Origin of the sequence: Pseudomonas sp. RIT-PI-S (assembly GCF_025642975.1) — a bacterium.
GTDB lineage: Bacteria > Pseudomonadota > Gammaproteobacteria > Pseudomonadales > Pseudomonadaceae > Aquipseudomonas.
In genome coordinates, this window is the sequence record NZ_JANZKJ010000001.1 from 359,224 (window position 1) to 378,736 (window position 19,513).

Below are 19,513 nucleotides of genomic sequence, written 5' to 3' on the forward strand. Positions count from 1 at the left end.
GCGGAGCGCGCCTGATTAGGAGATTCCCGATGAAATTGCCGATTTACCTGGACTATTCCGCGACCACCCCAGTGGACCCCCGCGTTGCCACGAAGATGATCGACTGCCTGACCATGGAGACGAACTTCGGTAACCCGGCGTCGCGTTCCCACGTGTTCGGTTGGAAAGCCGAGGAGGCGGTCGAGAACGCCCGCCGCCAAGTGGCCGACCTGGTCAACGCCGACCCCCGCGAAATCGTCTGGACTTCCGGCGCCACCGAATCGGACAACCTCGCGATCAAGGGCGTTGCCCACTTCTATGCCAGCAAGGGCAAGCACATCATCACCACCAAGATCGAGCACAAGGCGGTCCTGGATACCACTCGCCAGCTCGAGCGCGAAGGTTTCGAAGTCACCTACCTGGAACCAGGCGCGGACGGCTTGATCACCCCGGCGATGGTCGAGGCGGCCCTGCGCGATGACACCATCCTGGTGTCCGTCATGCACGTGAACAACGAGATCGGCACCATCAACGATATTGCTGCCATCGGCGAACTGACCCGTTCCCGCGGCGTGCTGTTCCATGTGGATGCAGCGCAGTCCACCGGCAAGGTGGAAATCGACCTGGCAGCGCTGAAGGTGGACCTGATGTCGTTCTCCGCCCACAAGACTTACGGCCCCAAAGGTATCGGCGCGCTCTACGTGAGCCGCAAGCCGCGTGTTCGCCTCGAAGCCCAGATGCACGGCGGCGGGCACGAGCGCGGCATGCGTTCCGGCACCCTGGCCACGCACCAGATCGTCGGCATGGGTGAAGCCTTCCGCATCGCCAAGGAAGACATGGCCAAGGATCGCGCTCACGTCAAAGCCCTCAGCGACCGCTTCTTCAAGCAGGTCGAGCACCTCGAGGAGCTGTACGTCAACGGCAGCCAGGTTGCCCGCGTGCCGCACAACTTGAACCTGAGCTTCAACTACGTCGAAGGCGAGTCGCTGATCATGGCGCTCAAGGACCTGGCCGTATCCTCCGGTTCCGCGTGCACTTCCGCCTCGCTGGAGCCGTCCTACGTGCTGCGCGCCCTGGGCCGTAACGACGAGCTCGCCCATAGCTCCATTCGTTTCACGTTCGGCCGCTTCACCACCGAGGAGGACGTCGACTACGCCGCCGCCAAGGTCTGCGAGGCGGTAACCAAGCTGCGCGCTTTGTCGCCGCTGTGGGACATGTACAAAGACGGTGTCGACATCTCGAAGATCGAGTGGGCCGCGCACTGATGACCAAAGCCGCCAGAGAGCGGCTTTCGATGAATAGATGAGGAGTACCTGACATGGCTTACAGCGAAAAGGTCATCGACCACTACGAGAACCCACGCAACGTCGGCAAGATGGACGCCGAGGATCCGGACGTGGGTACCGGCATGGTCGGCGCGCCCGCCTGTGGCGACGTGATGCGCCTGCAGATCAAGGTCAACGAGCAGGGCGTGATCGAAGACGCCAAGTTCAAGACCTACGGCTGCGGTTCCGCCATCGCTTCCAGCTCACTCGCCACCGAGTGGATGAAAGGCAAGACCCTCGACGAGGCGGAAACCATCAAGAATACCCAGCTGGCCGAAGAACTGGCGTTGCCGCCGGTGAAGATCCACTGCTCGGTGCTCGCCGAAGACGCCATCAAGGCTGCCGTTCGCGACTACAAGCAGAAGAAAGGCCTGCTTTAATCGCTTGAATCGTATGCTTGCACGCTAGGAGTTCCGATGGCCATCAGCATGACAGAAGCCGCCGCCAACCACGTTCGCCGTTCCCTGCAAGGGCGCGGCAAGGGCGAAGGCATTCGCCTGGGCGTCCGCACCACGGGCTGTTCCGGGCTGGCGTATGTGCTCGAGTTCGTTGACGAGACCGCCGGTGAAGACCAGGTGTTCGAAAGCCATGGCGTCAAGGTGATCATCGATCCCAAGAGCCTGGTTTACCTTGACGGCACCGAACTGGACTTCGTCCGGGAAGGGTTGAACGAAGGCTTCAAGTTCAACAACCCCAACGTGCGCGGTGAGTGTGGCTGCGGCGAAAGCTTCAACGTTTGAGGTCCGCCGTGGGTACTCCCTGTCACTTTGCCCTGTTCGACCTCAAGCCGGCGTTTCGCCTGGACCTCGAGCAGCTAGCGGCGCGCTATCGCGAACTGGCCCGGGTGGTGCATCCGGACCGTTTCGCCGACGCCTCCGCCGCCGAACAGCGCCAGGCGCTGGAGAAGTCCGCCGCGTTGAACGAAGCCTACCAGACCCTCAAGAACGCGCCGCGCCGCGCCCGCTACCTGCTCGCGGTGGGCGGTCATGAGGTGCCGCAAGAAGTGACGGTGCACGATCCGGCGTTTCTTCTGCAGCAGATGCAATGGCGCGAAGAGCTCGAAGACCTGCAAGACAGCGCCGACCTGGCGGGCGTGGGGCGTTTCAAACAGCGCCTGAAGGCAGCGCAAGCTACCCTCGATGACGATTTTGCCGCCTGCTGGGATCAGCCAGCCGAGCGTGAACAGGCCGAGCGCCTGATGCGCCGGATGCAGTTCCTGGACAAGCTTTCACAGGAAGTGCGCCAGCTGGAAGAGCGCCTCGACGATTAACCCCGTGCCACTTCGGTCGCACGCCTGAAAACAGACAAGCATGGCTCTACTTCAGATCGCCGAACCCGGCCTGAGCCCTCAACCGCATCAGCGTCGGCTGGCGGTGGGGATCGACTTGGGCACCACCAATTCACTGGTCGCCGCCTTGCGCAGCGGGCTCTCCGAAACCCTGCCCGATGCGCAGGGCAACGTCATTCTGCCGTCTGCGGTGCGCTACCACGCAGACCGCGTTGAAGTAGGCCTCGCTGCCCGCCAGGCGGCTGCCACCGATCCATTCAACACCATCTTGTCGGTGAAGCGGCTGATGGGGCGCGGCATTGCCGACGTCCACCAGTTGGGTGAGCAACTGCCTTATCGGTTCGCCGAGGGCGAGTCGCACATGCCGTTCATCGAAACGGTGCAAGGGCTCAAAAGCCCGGTGGAAGTCTCTGCCGAGATCTTGCGGGCGCTGCGCCTGCGCGCGGAGGCAAGCTTGGGGGGCGAGCTGGTAGGGGCGGTGATTACGGTGCCCGCCTATTTCGATGATGCCCAACGCCAAGCCACCAAGGACGCCGCCCGGCTGGCCGGGTTGAACGTGCTGCGCCTGCTCAATGAACCAACCGCCGCCGCGGTCGCCTATGGCCTCGATCAACAAGCCGAGGGCTTGGTGGCTATCTACGACCTGGGCGGCGGCACCTTCGATATCTCCATCCTGCGCCTGTCGCGCGGTGTGTTCGAAGTGCTGGCCACGGGCGGCGACAGCGCCTTGGGCGGCGACGACTTCGACCATGCCATCGCCACCTGGATCGTCGAGCAGGCTGGCCTTTCGGCGGACCTCGCTCCAGCCGCCCAACGCGAGTTGCTGCAAGTGGCGTGCGCCGCCAAGGAAGCCCTGAGCGACGCCGACGCCGTGCCGCTGGCCTATGCCGGCTGGGCGGGGGAGCTGTCGCGAGCGACCTTCGAGGCGCTGATCGAGCCTATGCTCGCGCGTAGCCTCAAGGCTTGCCGCCGCGCCGTGCGCGACAGCGGCGTCGAGCTCGAGGAAATAGGCGCCGTGGTGATGGTTGGTGGCTCCACGCGGGTGCCGCGTGTTCGCCAGGCGGTCGGCCAACTGTTCGGGCGCGAGCCGTTGACCAACCTGGACCCCGACCAGGTAGTTGCCATAGGCGCCGCTATCCAGGCCGATACGCTGGCTGGCAACCAGCGCGACGGCGAAGCGCTGCTGCTGCTCGACGTGATTCCGCTGTCGCTCGGCCTGGAGACGATGGGCGGGCTGATGGAAAAGGTCATCCCCCGCAACACCACCATCCCCGTGGCTCGCGCCCAGGAATTCACCACCTACAAGGACGGCCAGACGGCCATGGTGATTCACGTGCTGCAAGGCGAGCGCGAGCTGGTCAGCGATTGCCGCTCGCTGGCGCGGTTCGAGCTGCGCGGCATTCCGCCCATGGTTGCCGGTGCGGCGAAAATCCGCGTGACCTTCCAGGTAGACGCTGACGGCTTGCTGAATGTGGGCGCGCGGGAGCTGGCGTCGGGGGTGGAGTCGAGCATTCAGGTCAAGCCTTCCTATGGCCTGACCGACGGCGAGGTCGCTCGCATGCTCAAGGACTCGTTCGAGTTCGCCGGCCATGACAAGCAGGCGCGCCAGCTGCGCGAACACCAAGTGGATGCCGAGCGCTTGCTCGAAGCCGTCCAGGGCGCGCTGGAGGTCGACGGTGAGCGGTTGCTCGATGCCGAAGAGCGCCTGGCGATCGAGTACCAAATGCAGGAACTACGTGATTTGATTACCGGCACCGATGGCGTAGCCATCGAGCAGCAGACTCGCCGTCTGTCGCAGGTGACCGATGCATTTGCCGCCCGCCGCCTTGATTCGACGGTCAAAGCCGCACTGGCCGGGCGCAACCTGAATGAGATCGAGGAGTAACCGATGCCCCAGGTGAAATTCCTGCCGCACGAGAAGTTCTGCCCGAATGGGCTGGTGGTGGAGGTGCCGCCGGGGACCAACATCCTGGAGCTGGCCCACGAACACCATATCGAGATGGAAAGCGCCTGCGGCGGCGTTTGTGCCTGCACCACCTGCCATTGTGTCGTGCGCCAGGGCTTCGGCTCGCTCGAAGGCGCCGACGAGATGGAAGAGGACATGCTGGACAAGGCGTGGGGGCTCGAAGCGCAGTCGCGCCTGGCTTGCCAGATCAAGGTCGGCAACGAGGACCTCACCATCGAGATTCCCAAGTACTCCCTCAATCACGCCGCCGAGGCGCCACACTGAGCCAGGAGGCGATCATGGTTCTTAAATGGGTGGATGTGCAGGAAATCGCTATCCAGCTGGCCGAGTCTCGGCCAGAGGTCGATCCCCGTACCGTCAGCTTCCCCCGGTTGCGCCAATGGGTGATGGAGTTGCCGGAGTTCGACGACGATCCAAACCGCTCCGGCGAGAAGGTACTGGAGGCGATACAGGCGCACTGGATCGAAGAAGCGGATTGAAATGCTCCTTCGTTAGGAAATACCTCCGAACCCGCGTATAATTCGCGGGTTTAATTTTTGCTTAACTCACTGTTTCTGGAGTGTCACATGGCTGTTCAACGTACCTTCTCCATCATCAAGCCCGATGCCGTCGCCAAGAACGTTATCGGCAAGATCACCACCCGCTTCGAAGACGCTGGCCTGCGCGTCGTTGCCTCCAAGCTCAAGCAACTGTCCAAGGCTGAAGCCGAAGGCTTCTATGCTGAGCACAGCGAGCGCGGCTTCTTCGGTGACCTGGTTGCCTTCATGACCTCCGGCCCGGTTGTCGTTCAGGTGCTGGAAGGCGAGAACGCCATCGCCAAGAACCGTGAGCTGATGGGCGCCACCGATCCGAAGAAAGCCGACGCTGGTACCATCCGCGCCGATTTCGCTGACTCCATCGACGCCAACGCTGTTCACGGTTCGGATTCCGAAGCTGCTGCTGCGCGTGAAATCGCTTACTTCTTCGCCGCTACCGAGGTGACCACTCGCTAAGCAGCGCTTACGAGTGAGGGTGAATCCATGACGACATCTACCGACAAAATCAACTTGTTGGGCCTTACCCGCCAGGAAATGGAAAAATTCTTCGACACGCTCGGGGAAAAGCGCTTCCGCGCCGGTCAGGCGATGAAATGGATTCACCACTTTGGCGTCGATGATTTCGACGCCATGACCGACTTCGGCAAGGCCCTGCGCGCCAAGCTCAAGGCCTGCGCGGAAATCCGCGGCCCCGAAGTGGTCAGCGAAGACATCTCCGCGGACGGTACCCGCAAGTGGGTAGTGCGCGTGGCCTCGGGCAGTTGCGTCGAGACCGTGTACATTCCCCAAGGCAAGCGCGGTACCCTCTGCGTGTCTTCCCAGGCCGGCTGCGCGCTCGATTGCAGTTTCTGCTCCACCGGCAAGCAAGGCTTCAACAGCAACCTCACCGCCGCCGAAGTCATCGGCCAGGTGTGGATCGCGAACAAATCCTTCGGCAGCATCCCCGCCACTGTGGACCGCGCCATCACCAACGTGGTGATGATGGGCATGGGCGAGCCGCTGCTGAACTTCGACAACGTCGTCAGTGCCATGCACCTGATGATGGATGACCTGGGCTATGGCATTTCCAAGCGCCGGGTCACCCTGTCTACCTCCGGCGTAGTGCCGATGATCGACGAGCTGGCCAAGCACATCGACGTGTCGCTGGCCCTGTCGCTGCATGCGCCCAACGACGCGCTGCGTAACGAGCTGGTGCCGATCAACAAGAAGTACCCGCTCAGCGTGGTACTCGATTCGTGCCTGCGCTACATGAGCGCGCTCGGTGAAAAGCGCGTGCTCACCATCGAGTACACCCTGCTCAAGGACGTCAATGACCAACCCGAGCATGCGGTGGAGATGATCGAGCTGCTGCGCAATGTGCCCTGCAAGATCAACCTGATCCCGTTCAACCCTTTCCCGCATTCTGGCTACGAGCGTCCGAGCAACAACGCCATCCGTCGCTTCCAGGATGCGCTGCACCATGCCGGCTACAACGTGACGGTGCGCACCACCCGCGGTGAGGACATCGACGCGGCCTGTGGCCAGTTGGTGGGGCAGGTCATGGATCGTACCCGCCGCAGCGAGCGTTACATCGCCGTGCGCCAGCTCGAGGCCGATGCCGAGGCTGTGGCCCGCACCGGTAGCCGCCCCTGAGCGGACCCTGAGAGAGGAACTCAATGACCCCGCGCAGCGCGCTCCTGCTTGTTCTCGCCCTGGTGCTCACTGGTTGCGTCACCACTGGCAAGGTGAACCCAATGGACACCCGCCAGGGCCGGGATCAGGCGCGTGATGCTTACATTCAGCTTGGGCTGGGTTACCTCAAGCAGGGGGAAACCGAGCGCGCCAAGGTGCCGCTGAAGAAGGCCCTGGAACTCAACGGCTCCGATGCCGACGCCAACGCCGCGCTGGCACTGGTGTTCCAGGCCGAGGGCGAAGGGGACCTGGCCGAGCAGCAGTTCCGCAAGGCGCTTTCAGCGCGCCCAGGCGATGCCCGCATTCTCAACAACTACGGTGGCTTCCTCTACGAGCGCAAGCGCTACAAGGAGGCCTACGAGAAATTCAGCCAAGCCTCCGAAGACAGCCTCTACCCAGAGCGTTCCCGGGTGTTCGAAAACCTCGGGATTACTGCATTGATGCTCGGCAACAAGGCCGAGGCCCGGCAGCTGCTCGACAAGGCCCTGCGCCTGAATAGGCAACAGCCCCGCGCCTTGCTCGAAATGGCCGAGCTATCGTATGAAGCGCAGCAATATGTGCCCGCGCGCGATTACTATGAGCGCTTCAGCCAGCTCAGCGAGCAGAACGCCCGCAGCCTGTTGCTCGGAACGCGACTGGCCAAGCTGTTCGACGATAAGAACCGGGCCGCCAGTTACGGCCTGCAACTGAAACGACTCTATCCCGGCACGCCGGAATATCAGCAATACCTGTCGGAGCAATGATGAAAGCGGCGCATCCCGAAGTTGTAGCAGCGGCTCGCACGAACCCCGGCGAAACCCTGCGCCAGGCCCGCGAAAGCAGAAACTGGTCGTTGCAGGAGGTCGCGGCGCGGCTCAACCTCACCACCACGTCCCTTGCCAACCTCGAGGCCGGTGCGTTCGAGCGCCTGCCCGGGCATACCTTCGCCCGCGGCTACATTCGCGCCTATGCCAAGTTGCTGGGCATGGACCAAACGCCATTGGTGCTGGCCTTCGACCAGTACACCGGTACCAACGCCCAGGGCTCGGACGTCCACGGCCTGGGCCGGATCGAAGAGCCGGTGCGGTTGTCCCATAACATCCTGCGCATCGTCAGTCTGTTGTTGCTGGTGCTGGTGATCGGGGGCGGCTTCCTCTGGTGGCAAGACCAGAACGCCTCGCGCGGCAAGGACCAGGCCGGTACCGCGCTGGAACACGTGGAGGTCGAGAGCGCCGACGGCACCACGCAGATCCACCCGATCGACGAGCCCGAAGACCAGGCCGTCACCGATAGCCAGGCGGTACCAACCCCCGGCCCGACCGAGCCTGCCCAGGTGCCCGTGGAGCCGGCCGGCTCCACTCCGCCAGCCGCTGTCGCACCGGCACCGTCTGCGCCGACAGCGACCCCATCGGCGCCAGCCCCGAGTGGCACCCATGCGCCGACCGCGGCCGCGACGATACCGGCAATCCCGCAGCCTACGACACCCGTGGCCCCCGCCCCAGTGGCGCCGGCAGCCGGGGAGGCCAAGGTGCAGATCCAGTTCACCGCCGACTGCTGGACCCAGGTCACGGACGCTTCCGGCAAGGTGCTGGTGAGCGGCCTCAAGCGCAAAGGCGACAGCATCGACGTCAACGGCAATGCACCTTTCCAGGTGCGCCTGGGTTATGCCCGCGGCGCACAGGTCACGTATAACGGCGAGGCCGTCAACGTGGCCCCGTTCACCTCGGGCGAGACCGCTCGCCTGAAATTGGGGCAATGACAGTCATGCACGGCGAATCTCCGATCAAGCGTCGCGAATCTCGTAAAATCTGGGTCGGCTCGGTGCCGGTGGGCGGCGATGCGCCCATCGCGGTGCAGAGCATGACCAACACCGACACCCTGGACGTGATGTCCACCGTTGCCCAGATCGCCCGGCTCGAAGAGGCCGGCGCCGACATCGTGCGGGTGTCCGTGCCGGACATGGACGCCGCCGAGGCCTTTGGCAAGATCAAGCAGCATGTGAACGTGCCGCTGGTGGCAGACATCCACTTCGACTACCGCATCGCCCTGCGGGTGGCCGAGCTGGGCGTCGACTGCCTGCGCATCAACCCAGGCAACATTGGCCGCGAAGATCGCGTGCGCGCCGTGGTCGATGCCGCGCGCGACCGGGGTATTCCGATCCGCATCGGGGTTAACGCCGGTTCCCTGGAAAAAGACCTGCAGAAGAAATACGGCGAGCCTACCCCCGAGGCACTGGTCGAGTCTGCCCTGCGCCATGTGGAACACCTGGATCGCCTGGACTTCCAGGACTTCAAGGTCAGCGTGAAGGCATCGGACGTATTCATGGCTGTGGCCGCCTACCGCCAGTTGGCCGGGCAGATCATCCAGCCCCTGCACTTGGGAATCACCGAAGCCGGCGGGCTGCGCTCCGGTACGGTGAAGTCCTCGGTGGGCCTGGGCATGCTTCTGGCCGACGGTATCGGCGATACCATCCGGATTTCCCTGGCCGCAGACCCAGTGGAGGAGGTGAAGGTCGGCTTCGACATTCTCAAGTCCCTGCGGCTGCGCTCCCGTGGCATCAATTTCATCGCGTGCCCCAGCTGTTCCCGGCAGAATTTCGACGTGGTGAAAACCATGAACGAGTTGGAAGGGCGGCTGGAAGACCTGCTGGTACCGATGGACGTCGCCGTGATCGGCTGCGTGGTCAACGGCCCGGGCGAGGCCAAGGAGGCCCATGTGGGGCTCACCGGCGGCACGCCGAACCTGATCTACATCGACGGCAAGCCCTCGCACAAGCTGACCAACGACAATCTGGTGGAGCAGCTCGAACGGCTAATCCGCCAAAAGGCGGCGGAAAAAGCCGAAGCCGATGCAGCGCTGATCGCCCGCGGCTGATTGCCGAGGGCAACCGCCGTGGCTAACGAAATCGTTAAGGACACCCCGTGACAAAGTCTCTGCAAGCCATTCGTGGCATGAATGACATCCTGCCCGAGCAGACCCCTCTGTGGCGCTACTTCGAAGGCACGGTGGCCGGGCTGCTCGATGGCTATGGGTATCGCCAGATCCGCATGCCTATCGTCGAGTTCACCGAGCTCTTCAAGCGCTCCATCGGTGAAGTTACCGACATCGTGGAAAAAGAGATGTACACCTTCGAGGACCGCAACGGTGACTCCCTCACCCTGCGCCCGGAAGGGACCGCCGCCTGCGTGCGGGCCGTGCTCGAGCATGGCATCACCGGCAGCGGCCAGCCTCAGAAGCTGTGGTACATCGGGCCGATGTTCCGTCACGAGCGGCCGCAGAAGGGCCGCTACCGCCAGTTTCACCAGATCGGCGTGGAGGTGTTCAACCTCGCCGGCCCGGATATCGACGCCGAGCTGATTGCCCTGACCTGGCGCCTATGGGGCGCATTGGGCATTCGCGATGCAGTCAAGCTCGAACTCAACAGCCTGGGTACCAGCGAAGCGCGCGGGCGCTATCGTGATGCGTTGGTGAGTTTCCTTTCGGCACGGCAGAGCCAGCTGGACGAAGACAGCAAGCGCCGCCTGAACAGCAACCCGCTGCGCATCCTGGACAGCAAGGTGCCGGAAACCCAGGCCTTGCTGGTAGACGCGCCCAAGCTCGCTGATTACCTGGACGAAGAGTCCCGCGTGCATTTCGACGGCCTCAAGGCACGGCTGGATGCGCTCGGGATTCCTTACGTGATCAATCCCAAGCTGGTACGCGGGCTGGATTACTACTCCAAGACGGTGTTCGAATGGGTTACCCACAAGCTCGGCGCCCAGGGCACCGTCTGCGCCGGCGGCCGCTATGATGGCCTGGTCGAGCAGATGGGCGGCAAACCGACCGCTGGCGTAGGCTTTGCCATGGGCATCGAGCGGCTTATCCTGCTGCTCGAAACCCTCGAACAAGTTCCCGAATCGCTTGCCCGCCAGGTGGACGTCTACCTGTGCGCCATCGGCGACGCCGCTGAGCTGGCCGCGCTCAAGCTGTCCGAGCGGTTGCGCACGGAGATGCCGTCGCTGCGCTTGCAGGTCAACGCCGGCAGCGGCAGCTTCAAGAGCCAGTTCAAGAAAGCCGACAAGAGCGGCGCGCTCTTTGCGCTGGTGCTGGGGGAGGACGAGCTGGCCCACGAGGTGGTAGGGTTCAAGCCCCTGCGCGGCCAGGGTGAACAACAGGAAATCGCTTGGACCGCGCTGGCCGATCATCTCGCCAGTGCCTTGCAGGCCTGATCAACTGCCCGCTTGGGCAAGATGTCTATAAAACACAGGAGTATTGGGGTGTCGGGTAGCGATGATGAACAGCTCGTCCAGTTCAAGGACTGGTGGCAGCGCAACGGCAAGCCCTTGGTCACCGGCGGCCTGCTCGCGCTGGTAGTGGTCTTTGGCTGGCAGGGTTGGCAGAAGTATCAGGGCAACCAGGCCCAGGGGGCATCGAGCCTGTACCAGCAATTGCTGGAGACCGCGCTCACCCCCGGCGGCAAGCCTGACCAGGCGAAGGTGGACTACCTGGCCGGCGAGCTGAGCAAGAATTACAGCGGCACGGCCTACGAACAGTACGCCAAGCTGTTCCAGGCGAAGGTCAATGTCGATGCCGGCCGCGCGGATGCCGCCGCCGGGCAGCTCCAGGCCGTGGTGGACAAGCCGTTGAACCCGACCCTCGGCGAAGTCGCCCGGCAGCGGTTGGCCCAGATATTGGCCGCCCAGGGCAAGACCGAAGACGCGCTCAAGCTGCTTGACGGCGAAGCGGACAAAGCCTTCGTGGCCAGCCGCGAGGAACTGCGTGGGGACCTGCTGGCGAAGCTCGGCCGGGCCGATGATGCTGCCGCTGCATACCGCAAGGCCAAGGGTGCACTGGCCGACGATGCCGCGGTAGGTGACCTTCAACTCAAGCTCGACGACCTGGCCAAAGGGGATGCGTGACGTGATTCAGTGGAAACGTGCGGTATTGCTGGCCTTGGCTGTCGCGGTCGTGGGCTGCAGCAGCAACAGCAACAAGGAATTGCCTCCGGCGGAGCTCACCGATTTCAAGGAAGAGGTCTCGCTGAACAAGGTCTGGAGCCGTTCGATCGGTGACGGCCAGGGCGACACCTACAACATGCTGGTGCCAGCAGTGGAGAACAACACCCTCTACGCCGCTGAAACCAATGGCCTGGTCATGGCGATGGACCGCATGAACGGCGACGTTCAGTGGAAAAAGGACATGGAAATGCAGATCTCCGGCGCCGTTGGCGTCGGCTCGGGCATGGTCATGTTCGGCACCCTGCGCGGCGACGTGGTGGCACTGGACGCCAGCAACGGTGAAGAACGCTGGCGCGCCCACGTGAAAGCCGAGGTGCTGGCCCCACCGGCCACCAACGGTAACGTGGTCGTGGTGCAAACCCAGGACGACCGCCTGGTTGGCCTGGACGCCAGCAATGGCAACCAGCTGTGGATCTACGACAGCACCCCTGCCGTACTCACCCTGCGCGGCACCAGCGCGCCGCTGGTGACCAACCAGCTGGCCGTGGCCGGGCTGTCCACCGGCAAGGTAGTTGCCTTGGACGTGCGTAACGGTACCACCGTGTGGGAAACCCGCGTGGCGATCCCGCAGGGCCGTTCCGAGCTGGACCGCGTAGTGGACATCGACGGTGGCTTGCTGCTGTCTGGCGGCACCCTTTACGTATCTACCTATCAGGGCCGCATGGCTGGCCTTGAGCTGGAAAGTGGCCGGGTGTTGTGGCAGCGGGATGCTTCCAGCTATGCCGGCGTCGCCCAGGGCTTTGGCAGCGTTTACGTGGCAGAAGCGTCTGGCACCGTCGAGGGCGTGGATGAGCGTTCCACCACGGCCTTGTGGAGCAACGACTCGCTGGCGCGCCGCCAGCTGACTGCGCCCGAGGTGTTCTCCAGCTACATCGCGGTGGGTGACATGGAAGGCTACCTGCACCTGCTCAGCCAGGTAGATGGCCGCTTCGTCGGCCGTACCAAGATCGACGGCGACGGCCTGCGGGCTCGTCCGCTGGTGGTTGGCGACATGCTCTACGTGTATGCCAACAGCGGCAAGCTCGAGGCGCTGACCATCAAGTAATGCTTGCTATGCTTGAGGCTTGACCGCCCCGGGCGCGCGGGGCGAACCCGCATTCGTTAATGGCCGCTGCCCCGCAGCGGCCTTTGCCTTTCTGAAATTGCAACGTGGAGAGCCGCATGGTTCCCGTAATCGCCCTGGTTGGCCGCCCAAATGTGGGCAAGTCCACCATGTTCAACCGCCTGACCAAGAGCCGCGACGCCATTGTCGGCGACCTCTCGGGCCTGACCCGTGACCGCCAGTATGGCGAAGCCGTGTGGCAGGGCCGCTCGTACATCGTGATCGACACCGGCGGTATCACCGGCGATGAAGCCGGCATGGATGAAAAAATGGCCGAGCAGTCGCTGCTGGCCATCGAGGAAGCCGACCTGGTGCTGTTCATGGTCGACGCTCGCGCAGGCTTCACCGCCGCCGACCAGATGATTGCCGAGCACTTGCGCAAGCGGAACAAGCGCTCTCTGCTGGTCGCCAACAAGGTCGATAACATCGACCCGGAAATGGCCCGCGCCGAGTTCGCGCCGCTGGGCATGGGCAACGCCATCCCGGTTGCCGCGTCCCAAGGCCGTGGCATGAACGCGCTGCTGGAAACAGCCCTGAGCGAATACCCGCGCGACCCTTCCGAAGAGGAGTTCGTCGAGGTCGCCGAAGGCGAAGAAGCGGTCCGTGTTCCTGGCCCGAGCGAAAAGGATGGCGTGAAGATCGCCATCATCGGCCGGCCCAACGTGGGCAAGTCCACGCTGGTCAACCGCATGCTCGGTGAAGAGCGGGTGATCACCTACGATGAACCAGGCACCACGCGGGACAGCATCTACATCCCGTTCGAGCGCGATGGGGACAAGTACACCCTGATCGACACCGCCGGGGTGCGCAAGCGCGGCAAGATCCACGAAGAAGTCGAGAAGTTCTCGGTGGTCAAGACGCTGCAGGCCATCAAGGACGCCAACGTGGTGATCTTCGTGATGGACGCCCGCGAAGGCGTGGTTGATCACGACCTGAACCTGCTGGGCTTTGCCCTGGAAACCGGCCGTGCCATCGTCATCGCGCTGAACAAGTGGGACGGCATGGAGCCGGGCGAGCGTGAGTACGTGAAAACCGAGCTGCAGCGCCGGTTGTTCTTCGTCGACTTCGCCGACATCCACTTCATTTCCGCCCTCCACGGCACCGGCGTTGGCCATCTGTACGGCTCCGTCCAGGCAGCCTTCAAGTCGGCGATCACCCGCTGGCCCACCAGCCGCCTGACGCAGATTCTCGAAGACGCCATCAGCGACCACCAGCCGCCTATGGTCAACGGCCGCCGGATCAAGCTGCGCTATGCCCACCTGGGCGGCGCCAACCCACCGCTGATCGTGATCCACGGCAACCAGGTCGAGAAAGTGCCGCGTTCTTATACGCGCTTCCTGGAGAACACCTACCGGCGCGTGCTCAAGCTGGTGGGTACGCCCATTCGCATCGAATACAAGGGGGGTGAAAACCCTTACGAGGGTAAGAAAAACACCCTCACCGATCGCCAGGTCAACAAGAAACGCCGGTTGATGTCGCACCACAAGAAGGCCGAGAAAAAGCGCAAGGACAAGCGCTAAGCCGCCGCCTGATCGGCTATCCTGCGCTTTCGCCCGGCCATACGGGCGAAAGGCCAGCGGGGGACCCACATGATCGCCAGTAAACTGCCGAATGTCGGCACGACCATCTTCACCACCATGTCGCAGCTCGCCGCGCAAACCGGCGCGCTGAACCTCAGCCAGGGCTTTCCGGACTTCGACAGCCCGCTGGCATTGCGCGAGGCCGTGGCACGGCATGTGATGGAAGGGCACAACCAGTACTCGCCCATGACCGGCCTGCCAGCGCTGCGCGAACAGGTCGCGGCCAAGCTGGCGCGATGCTATGGCGCCCAGGTAAACCCCGATCTGGAGATCACCATCACCCCTGGCGCCACCGAGGCGATTTTCTGCGCGGTGCAGGCGGTGGTGCGCCCGGGCGATGAAGTGATCGTGTTCGATCCCGTGTACGACAGCTATGAGCCCTCGGTGGAGTTGGCCGGCGGGCGCTGCGTGCACGTACAGCTCACCCCAGATACCTTCGCCATCGACTGGGACCAACTGACGGCCGCGTTGAGCCCGCGAACCCGGCTGATCATGCTGAACAGCCCGCACAACCCGAGCGGTGCACTCATCAGCAGCGAAGACCTTGTACGCCTGGCCGATCTAGTGGAGCAACGTGGGCTCTATGTGATCAGCGATGAGGTGTACGAGCACTTGGTTTACGATGGCGCCCGCCACGCCAGTGTGCTGGCCCATCCGAGCTTGTACCAGCGGGCCTTCGTGGTCAGCTCGTTCGGCAAGACCTACCACGTGACCGGCTGGAAAACCGGCTACGTGGTCGCGCCGCCCGTGCTGAGCCTGGAGCTGCGCAAGATCCACCAATACGTCAACTTCTGCGGAGTGACCCCGCTGCAACAGGGGCTGGCGGACTATATGGCCGCGCACCCGGAGCATGTGGACGAGTTGCCCGGCTTCTACCAGGCAAAGCGAGACTTGTTCTGCGACTTGCTCGACCGCTCCCGCTTTACCTTCACCCGCACGCCAGGCACGTATTTCCAGTTGGTGGACTATTCCGCCATTCGCCCAGACCTGAACGACGTAGAGATGTCGCTCTGGCTCACCCGTGAGCATGGCGTTGCGAGCATTCCGATCTCGGTGTTCTACCAGGTACCAGTGGAAGGGCAGCGGTTGGTGCGCCTATGCTTTGCGAAACGGGAAGACACCCTTCGAGCGGCGGCGGAGAAACTATGCGCGATCTGAGTGAATTGCCGGACCTGAAACTGGCATTGGTGCAGAGCGACCTCGCCTGGCACGACCGCCAAGCCAACCTTGGTCGTTTCGCCGAGCTGTTGCAGCAGGCGCGCGGCGCCGATCTGGTGGTACTGCCCGAAATGTTCACCACGGGTTTTTCCATGGATTCGGCAAGCCTTGCCGAGCCGGAGGAAGGGCCGACGCGCGAGTGGATGCTGGGGCAGGCGGCTGAACTCGATGCGGTGGTGACCGGCAGCCTGATAACCCAGGCGGCGGACGGCAGCTTCCGTAATCGGCTGCTGTGGGCCCGCCCAGACGGCACCCTGCTGCACTACGACAAGCGCCATCTGTTCCGAATGGCCGGGGAGCATCAGCATTACACCCCTGGTGAACGGCAGGTGCGCTGGGAGCTCAAGGGCTGGCGAATCCGCCCGCTGATCTGTTACGACCTGCGCTTCCCGGTATGGAGCCGCGACGCTCAAGACACCGACCTGCTGCTGTACACCGCCAACTGGCCCGGGGCTCGCCGCCATCACTGGAATCGCCTGCTACCCGCGCGGGCTATCGAAAATCTCTGTTACGTGGCCGCGGTCAACCGGGTCGGCACCGACGGCAAAGGCTACGCCTATAGCGGCGACAGCCAGGTGCTGGATTTCCACGGCGAAACCCTGCTCAATGCCGGCGATGCCGAAGGCGTATTCCACGTAAGCCTCGGCAGCACTGAGCTCGCCGCCTACCGCACGCGCTTCCCCGCCCACCTGGACGCGGATCGCTTCGAGGTTCTATAAACCAACGGATGCGTCGGTTCGCGGGCTTTGCCCGCTCCCACATGAGGTGCAGGAGTAGGCAGAGCCCGCGAACCGAAGGCGCTGCACGAGGCGATCAGGCCGCCTGGGCGGCGCGTTGGCTCAAGGAGCGGTTCAGGGCGCTGAGCAGTGCCTTGAAGCTGGCAGTGGTGATGTTTTCGTCGATACCAATGCCGTGCACCGGGCGTTCACCCGCCACGCGCAGCTCGATGTAGGCCGCGGCCTTGGCGTTGGTGCCGGAGCTGATGGCGTGTTCGTTGTAGTCCATGATCTCAACGTTGATCGGCAGGCTGCTGACCAGCGCTTCCAGCGCACCATTGCCCTTGCCCTTCCAATGCAGGGTTTCGCCGTCGCTGCTGACCTCGATATACACCTGGCTGCTGCCGTTCTCTTCGGTCAGGCGATGGCTGACCAGCGCGTAGGGAAGGTTGGCCTGCAGGTATTCCTTCTGCAGCAGCTTGTAGATCTGCTCGGCAGACATTTCCAGGCCCAGGCGGTCGGTTTCGCCCTGCACCACTTGGCTGAATTCGATCTGCATGCGGCGGGGGAGGTTGATGCCGTATTCCTGTTCCAGCAAGTACGTGATGCCACCTTTGCCGGACTGGCTGTTCACCCGGATGACCGCCTCGTAGCTGCGGCCGATATCTGCCGGATCGATGGGCAGGTATGGCACCTCCCAGAGCGTACCTTCCTTCTGCTGGGTGAAGCCCTTGCGGATGGCATCTTGGTGGGAACCGGAGAAGGCGGTGTGTACCAAGTCGCCCACATAGGGGTGACGCGGGTGAACCGGCAACTGGTTGCATTCCTCCACGACCTTGCGCACGCCGTCGATGTCGGAGAAATCCAGCTGCGGGTCGATGCCCTGGGTGTAGAGGTTCAGGGCCAGGGTCACCAGGTCCACGTTGCCGGTGCGCTCGCCGTTGCCGAACAGGCAGCCTTCCACGCGGTCGGCGCCGGCCATAAGGCCCAGCTCGGTGGCAGCGACGCCAGTGCCACGGTCGTTGTGGGTGTGCAGGCTGATCAACACGCTGTCGCGGCGATTGACGTGGCGGCAGAACCATTCGATCTGGTCGGCATACACGTTAGGGGTAGACACCTCGACCGTCGCCGGCAGGTTAAGGATGATCTTGTGCTCGGGGGTAGGGTTCCACACCTCGATCACCGCGTCGCACACCTCTTTGGCGAACTCCAGCTCGGTGGCGCTGAAGGTTTCCGGCGAATACTGGAACGTCCATTGGGTTTCCGGCTGCTGGGCCGCGTATTTCACGAACAGCTTGGCCGCATTGACCGCGATCTCCTTCACACCTTGCTTGTCTTGGTTGAAGACGATCCGGCGGAAAGATGGCGAAGTGGCATTGTACAAATGCACGATGGCTTTCTTGGCGCCGCGCAGGGATTCGAAGGTGCGGGCGATCAAATCCTCCCGCGCCTGGGTGAGCACCTGAATGGTGGTGTCCGCCGGCACGTGGCCGCCTTCTATCAGCGTGCGGATAAAGTCGAAATCGGTTTGCGAAGCCGAAGGGAAGGCCGCTTCGATTTCCTTCACGCCCACCTTGACCAGCGTCTTCCAGAACCGCAGTTTTTTCTCGGCGTCCATCGGCTCGATCAGCGATTGGTTGCCGTCGCGCAGGTCCGAGCTGCACCAGATCGGTGTTTCGGTGATCGCCTTCGAGGGCCAGGTGCGGTCTGGCAAGTCGATGGTGGGGAATGCGCGGTATTTGCTGGACGGATCTTTAAGCATGGTCATGGGGTAGTCCTTCGAAGCCGGCCAAGACGCCGGGCGGGCCATTTAAAACAAAAGAGTACGAGACGCTCCGGTCGCTGATGGCCTCGCCATTAAACGGCACCGAGGCAAGGAATTGGCGTGCCAGCAACGTAGGATTTAGCCGTGTTATGACTTCACCGTACTCAGCTGTGAAGCCAATGGCAAGCAACTCAAAAAAATTGGAATAAATGACCGAAAAATCGAAATCGGCGTTTTTTTATTCTTAAAAAAATTGATTTTCTATTTTTTTATTGCGTGCTCTGAGCTCATTGCGCAAGGCAGGGGCTTGGGCGAAAGGCAGGCCCCTCACTTCGGTTGACCACTGCGCCGGTGCCTGGGATGGCGCGCGACGCTCGCCCGAATCATGAAAAACCCTGAAATGTTCTGACGCGCGCCTGTCTTGCGTGAGCTGTGCTGGCCAAGCCTCCCAATGCCCGTTCGTCGTTGCAACACTGCTGGCCATTCCTGGTCACCGCGTTGCCAGGCCGCTGCTTGTGAAAAAGAGCAGCATCCATGCGATGCAACCGGTAAGTGCCGTTTCGTTTGCATACTGAATATGGGTTTGCCATGTGTAGGTTTTTCATCTTGGTCGGGCTGTGGTTAAGCCTTATAGCTGGGGCTCAGGCATCGCCGGCAATCAATCCTGGGGCGATGTTCAACTTCCTCGACGACGGCAAGAGCGCCTTGCTCAAGCGCGTGTACAACGCCGGCACCAGTACGGCCTTTATCAAGGTCACGGTGCAGGAGATTCTCATAGACGAACAGGGCAACCAGCGCGAACTGCCGCCCCAAGCGCTGGGCAGTGCGCCGCTTGTGCAGCACAACACCCTGATCGCCAGCCCGGCGCGGTTGATCGTTCCGGCAGGCGGTAGGCAATCCACCCGCTTGCTGTTCCTCGGGCAGCGGCCCAAGGAGCGCTATTTCCGGGTGCGCTTCATGCCGGTATTGCCCAATAACGCCGATCGGTTCGACCTCAGCGATGCGCAGCAGCAAGCCTATAAGCAGGCACTTTCCGCCGGGGTCACGGTGCTGTCGGGTTTTGGAACCGTGCTGTTCGTGCGGCCAGACCAAGTGACCTACAACACTCGGCTGCTAGATGAGGCCAACGGCTACAGCGTGCACAACACTGGCAACTCCGTCGTGGTCCTCGATCACTTCAAAGACTGCGCTCTGAAAGACCCCACCAACTGCAAGCCGCTGACCCAACACTACGTGCTGCCAGGCCATCGGTTTCGCTTCACCAAGTTACCCGACCGCGCCTACAGCTTTGTGCTGCAGGAAGGCGAGAAGGAACAGCCCGTGACGGTCGGCCACGCCGCTGACTCGTCATTGGCGGCCACATCCGCACCTCAACTCCAAAGGAAGTAACC

20 protein-coding genes are annotated in these 19,513 nt (G+C 62.9%); 19 read left to right on the forward strand and 1 reads right to left on the reverse strand.

What is annotated here, in order from left to right:
* Nucleotides 1–29 precede the first annotated feature (29 nt).
* From OGL93_RS01650 to OGL93_RS01735, 18 genes are all read left to right on the forward strand, one after another.
* Nucleotides 30–1,244, forward strand: a complete 1,215-nt coding sequence (locus OGL93_RS01650; protein ID WP_263260629.1) for an IscS subfamily cysteine desulfurase — start codon at nt 30–32, stop codon at nt 1,242–1,244.
* A gap of 53 nt (nt 1,245–1,297) precedes the next feature.
* On the forward strand, nt 1,298–1,684 hold the full coding sequence (gene iscU / locus OGL93_RS01655) for a Fe-S cluster assembly scaffold IscU (RefSeq protein WP_040261926.1): 387 nt from the start codon (nt 1,298–1,300) through the stop codon (nt 1,682–1,684).
* A 36-nt stretch (nt 1,685–1,720) separates the two neighbouring features.
* Nucleotides 1,721–2,044, forward strand: coding sequence for an iron-sulfur cluster assembly protein IscA (gene iscA, locus OGL93_RS01660; RefSeq protein ID WP_263260630.1), 324 nt, complete (start codon nt 1,721–1,723; stop codon nt 2,042–2,044).
* Between the two features lie 8 nt (nt 2,045–2,052).
* Nucleotides 2,053–2,574, forward strand: a complete 522-nt coding sequence (hscB, locus tag OGL93_RS01665) for a co-chaperone HscB (protein WP_263260631.1) — start codon at nt 2,053–2,055, stop codon at nt 2,572–2,574.
* A gap of 40 nt (nt 2,575–2,614) precedes the next feature.
* A complete protein-coding gene (hscA, locus tag OGL93_RS01670) occupies nt 2,615–4,477 on the forward strand; it encodes a Fe-S protein assembly chaperone HscA (RefSeq protein ID WP_263260632.1) in 1,863 nt (620 codons plus the stop codon).
* 3 nt (nt 4,478–4,480) lie between these two features.
* Nucleotides 4,481–4,822 (forward strand): ISC system 2Fe-2S type ferredoxin, encoded by a 342-nt coding sequence (gene fdx, locus OGL93_RS01675; protein ID WP_263260633.1) that lies wholly within the window; start codon nt 4,481–4,483, stop codon nt 4,820–4,822.
* A gap of 14 nt (nt 4,823–4,836) precedes the next feature.
* Nucleotides 4,837–5,037, forward strand: coding sequence for a Fe-S cluster assembly protein IscX (gene iscX / locus OGL93_RS01680; RefSeq protein WP_263260634.1), 201 nt, complete (start codon nt 4,837–4,839; stop codon nt 5,035–5,037).
* 87 nt (nt 5,038–5,124) lie between these two features.
* Complete coding sequence (gene ndk / locus OGL93_RS01685; RefSeq protein WP_263260635.1) at nt 5,125–5,550, forward strand: nucleoside-diphosphate kinase; 426 nt, start codon at nt 5,125–5,127, stop codon at nt 5,548–5,550.
* Nucleotides 5,551–5,577: 27 nt separating this feature from the next.
* Nucleotides 5,578–6,726 (forward strand): 23S rRNA (adenine(2503)-C(2))-methyltransferase RlmN, encoded by a 1,149-nt coding sequence (gene rlmN, locus OGL93_RS01690; RefSeq protein WP_263260636.1) that lies wholly within the window; start codon nt 5,578–5,580, stop codon nt 6,724–6,726.
* A gap of 23 nt (nt 6,727–6,749) precedes the next feature.
* Nucleotides 6,750–7,508 carry a type IV pilus biogenesis/stability protein PilW gene (gene pilW, locus OGL93_RS01695; protein ID WP_263260637.1) on the forward strand — a complete coding sequence of 253 codons (759 nt, stop codon included), beginning with the start codon at nt 6,750–6,752 and terminating at the stop codon, nt 7,506–7,508.
* Complete coding sequence (locus OGL93_RS01700) at nt 7,508–8,503, forward strand: RodZ family helix-turn-helix domain-containing protein (RefSeq protein WP_263260638.1); 996 nt, start codon at nt 7,508–7,510, stop codon at nt 8,501–8,503. Before pilW ends, OGL93_RS01700 begins: the two co-directional genes overlap by 1 nt.
* Before the next feature lie 5 nt (nt 8,504–8,508).
* Nucleotides 8,509–9,618, forward strand: a complete 1,110-nt coding sequence (ispG, locus tag OGL93_RS01705) for a flavodoxin-dependent (E)-4-hydroxy-3-methylbut-2-enyl-diphosphate synthase (protein ID WP_263261092.1) — start codon at nt 8,509–8,511, stop codon at nt 9,616–9,618.
* Nucleotides 9,619–9,665: 47 nt separating this feature from the next.
* Nucleotides 9,666–10,952: a histidine--tRNA ligase gene (gene hisS / locus OGL93_RS01710; RefSeq protein ID WP_263260639.1), complete on the forward strand. Its 1,287-nt coding sequence runs from the start codon at nt 9,666–9,668 to the stop codon at nt 10,950–10,952.
* Between the two features lie 48 nt (nt 10,953–11,000).
* Complete coding sequence (locus OGL93_RS01715) at nt 11,001–11,642, forward strand: tetratricopeptide repeat protein (protein ID WP_263260640.1); 642 nt, start codon at nt 11,001–11,003, stop codon at nt 11,640–11,642.
* Nucleotides 11,635–12,786: an outer membrane protein assembly factor BamB gene (bamB, locus tag OGL93_RS01720; protein ID WP_263260641.1), complete on the forward strand. Its 1,152-nt coding sequence runs from the start codon at nt 11,635–11,637 to the stop codon at nt 12,784–12,786. The genes OGL93_RS01715 and bamB overlap by 8 nt, the downstream gene beginning before the upstream one ends.
* A gap of 116 nt (nt 12,787–12,902) precedes the next feature.
* Nucleotides 12,903–14,363, forward strand: a complete 1,461-nt coding sequence (der, locus tag OGL93_RS01725; protein WP_263260642.1) for a ribosome biogenesis GTPase Der — start codon at nt 12,903–12,905, stop codon at nt 14,361–14,363.
* A 69-nt stretch (nt 14,364–14,432) separates the two neighbouring features.
* On the forward strand, nt 14,433–15,581 hold the full coding sequence (locus OGL93_RS01730; RefSeq protein ID WP_263260643.1) for a pyridoxal phosphate-dependent aminotransferase: 1,149 nt from the start codon (nt 14,433–14,435) through the stop codon (nt 15,579–15,581).
* On the forward strand, nt 15,569–16,360 hold the full coding sequence (locus OGL93_RS01735) for an amidohydrolase (RefSeq protein ID WP_263260644.1): 792 nt from the start codon (nt 15,569–15,571) through the stop codon (nt 16,358–16,360). Before OGL93_RS01730 ends, OGL93_RS01735 begins: the two co-directional genes overlap by 13 nt.
* Before the next feature lie 94 nt (nt 16,361–16,454).
* On the opposite strand, the gene leuA is transcribed toward OGL93_RS01735, so the two are convergent.
* The gene (gene leuA, locus OGL93_RS01740) at nt 16,455–18,125 is read right to left on the reverse strand and encodes a 2-isopropylmalate synthase (RefSeq protein WP_263260645.1); all 1,671 of its coding nucleotides are present in this window, start codon (nt 18,123–18,125) and stop codon (nt 16,455–16,457) included.
* A 669-nt stretch (nt 18,126–18,794) separates the two neighbouring features.
* Here leuA and OGL93_RS01745 point away from each other — a divergent pair.
* Complete coding sequence (locus OGL93_RS01745) at nt 18,795–19,511, forward strand: hypothetical protein (RefSeq protein ID WP_263260646.1); 717 nt, start codon at nt 18,795–18,797, stop codon at nt 19,509–19,511.
* Nucleotides 19,512–19,513 lie beyond the last annotated feature (2 nt).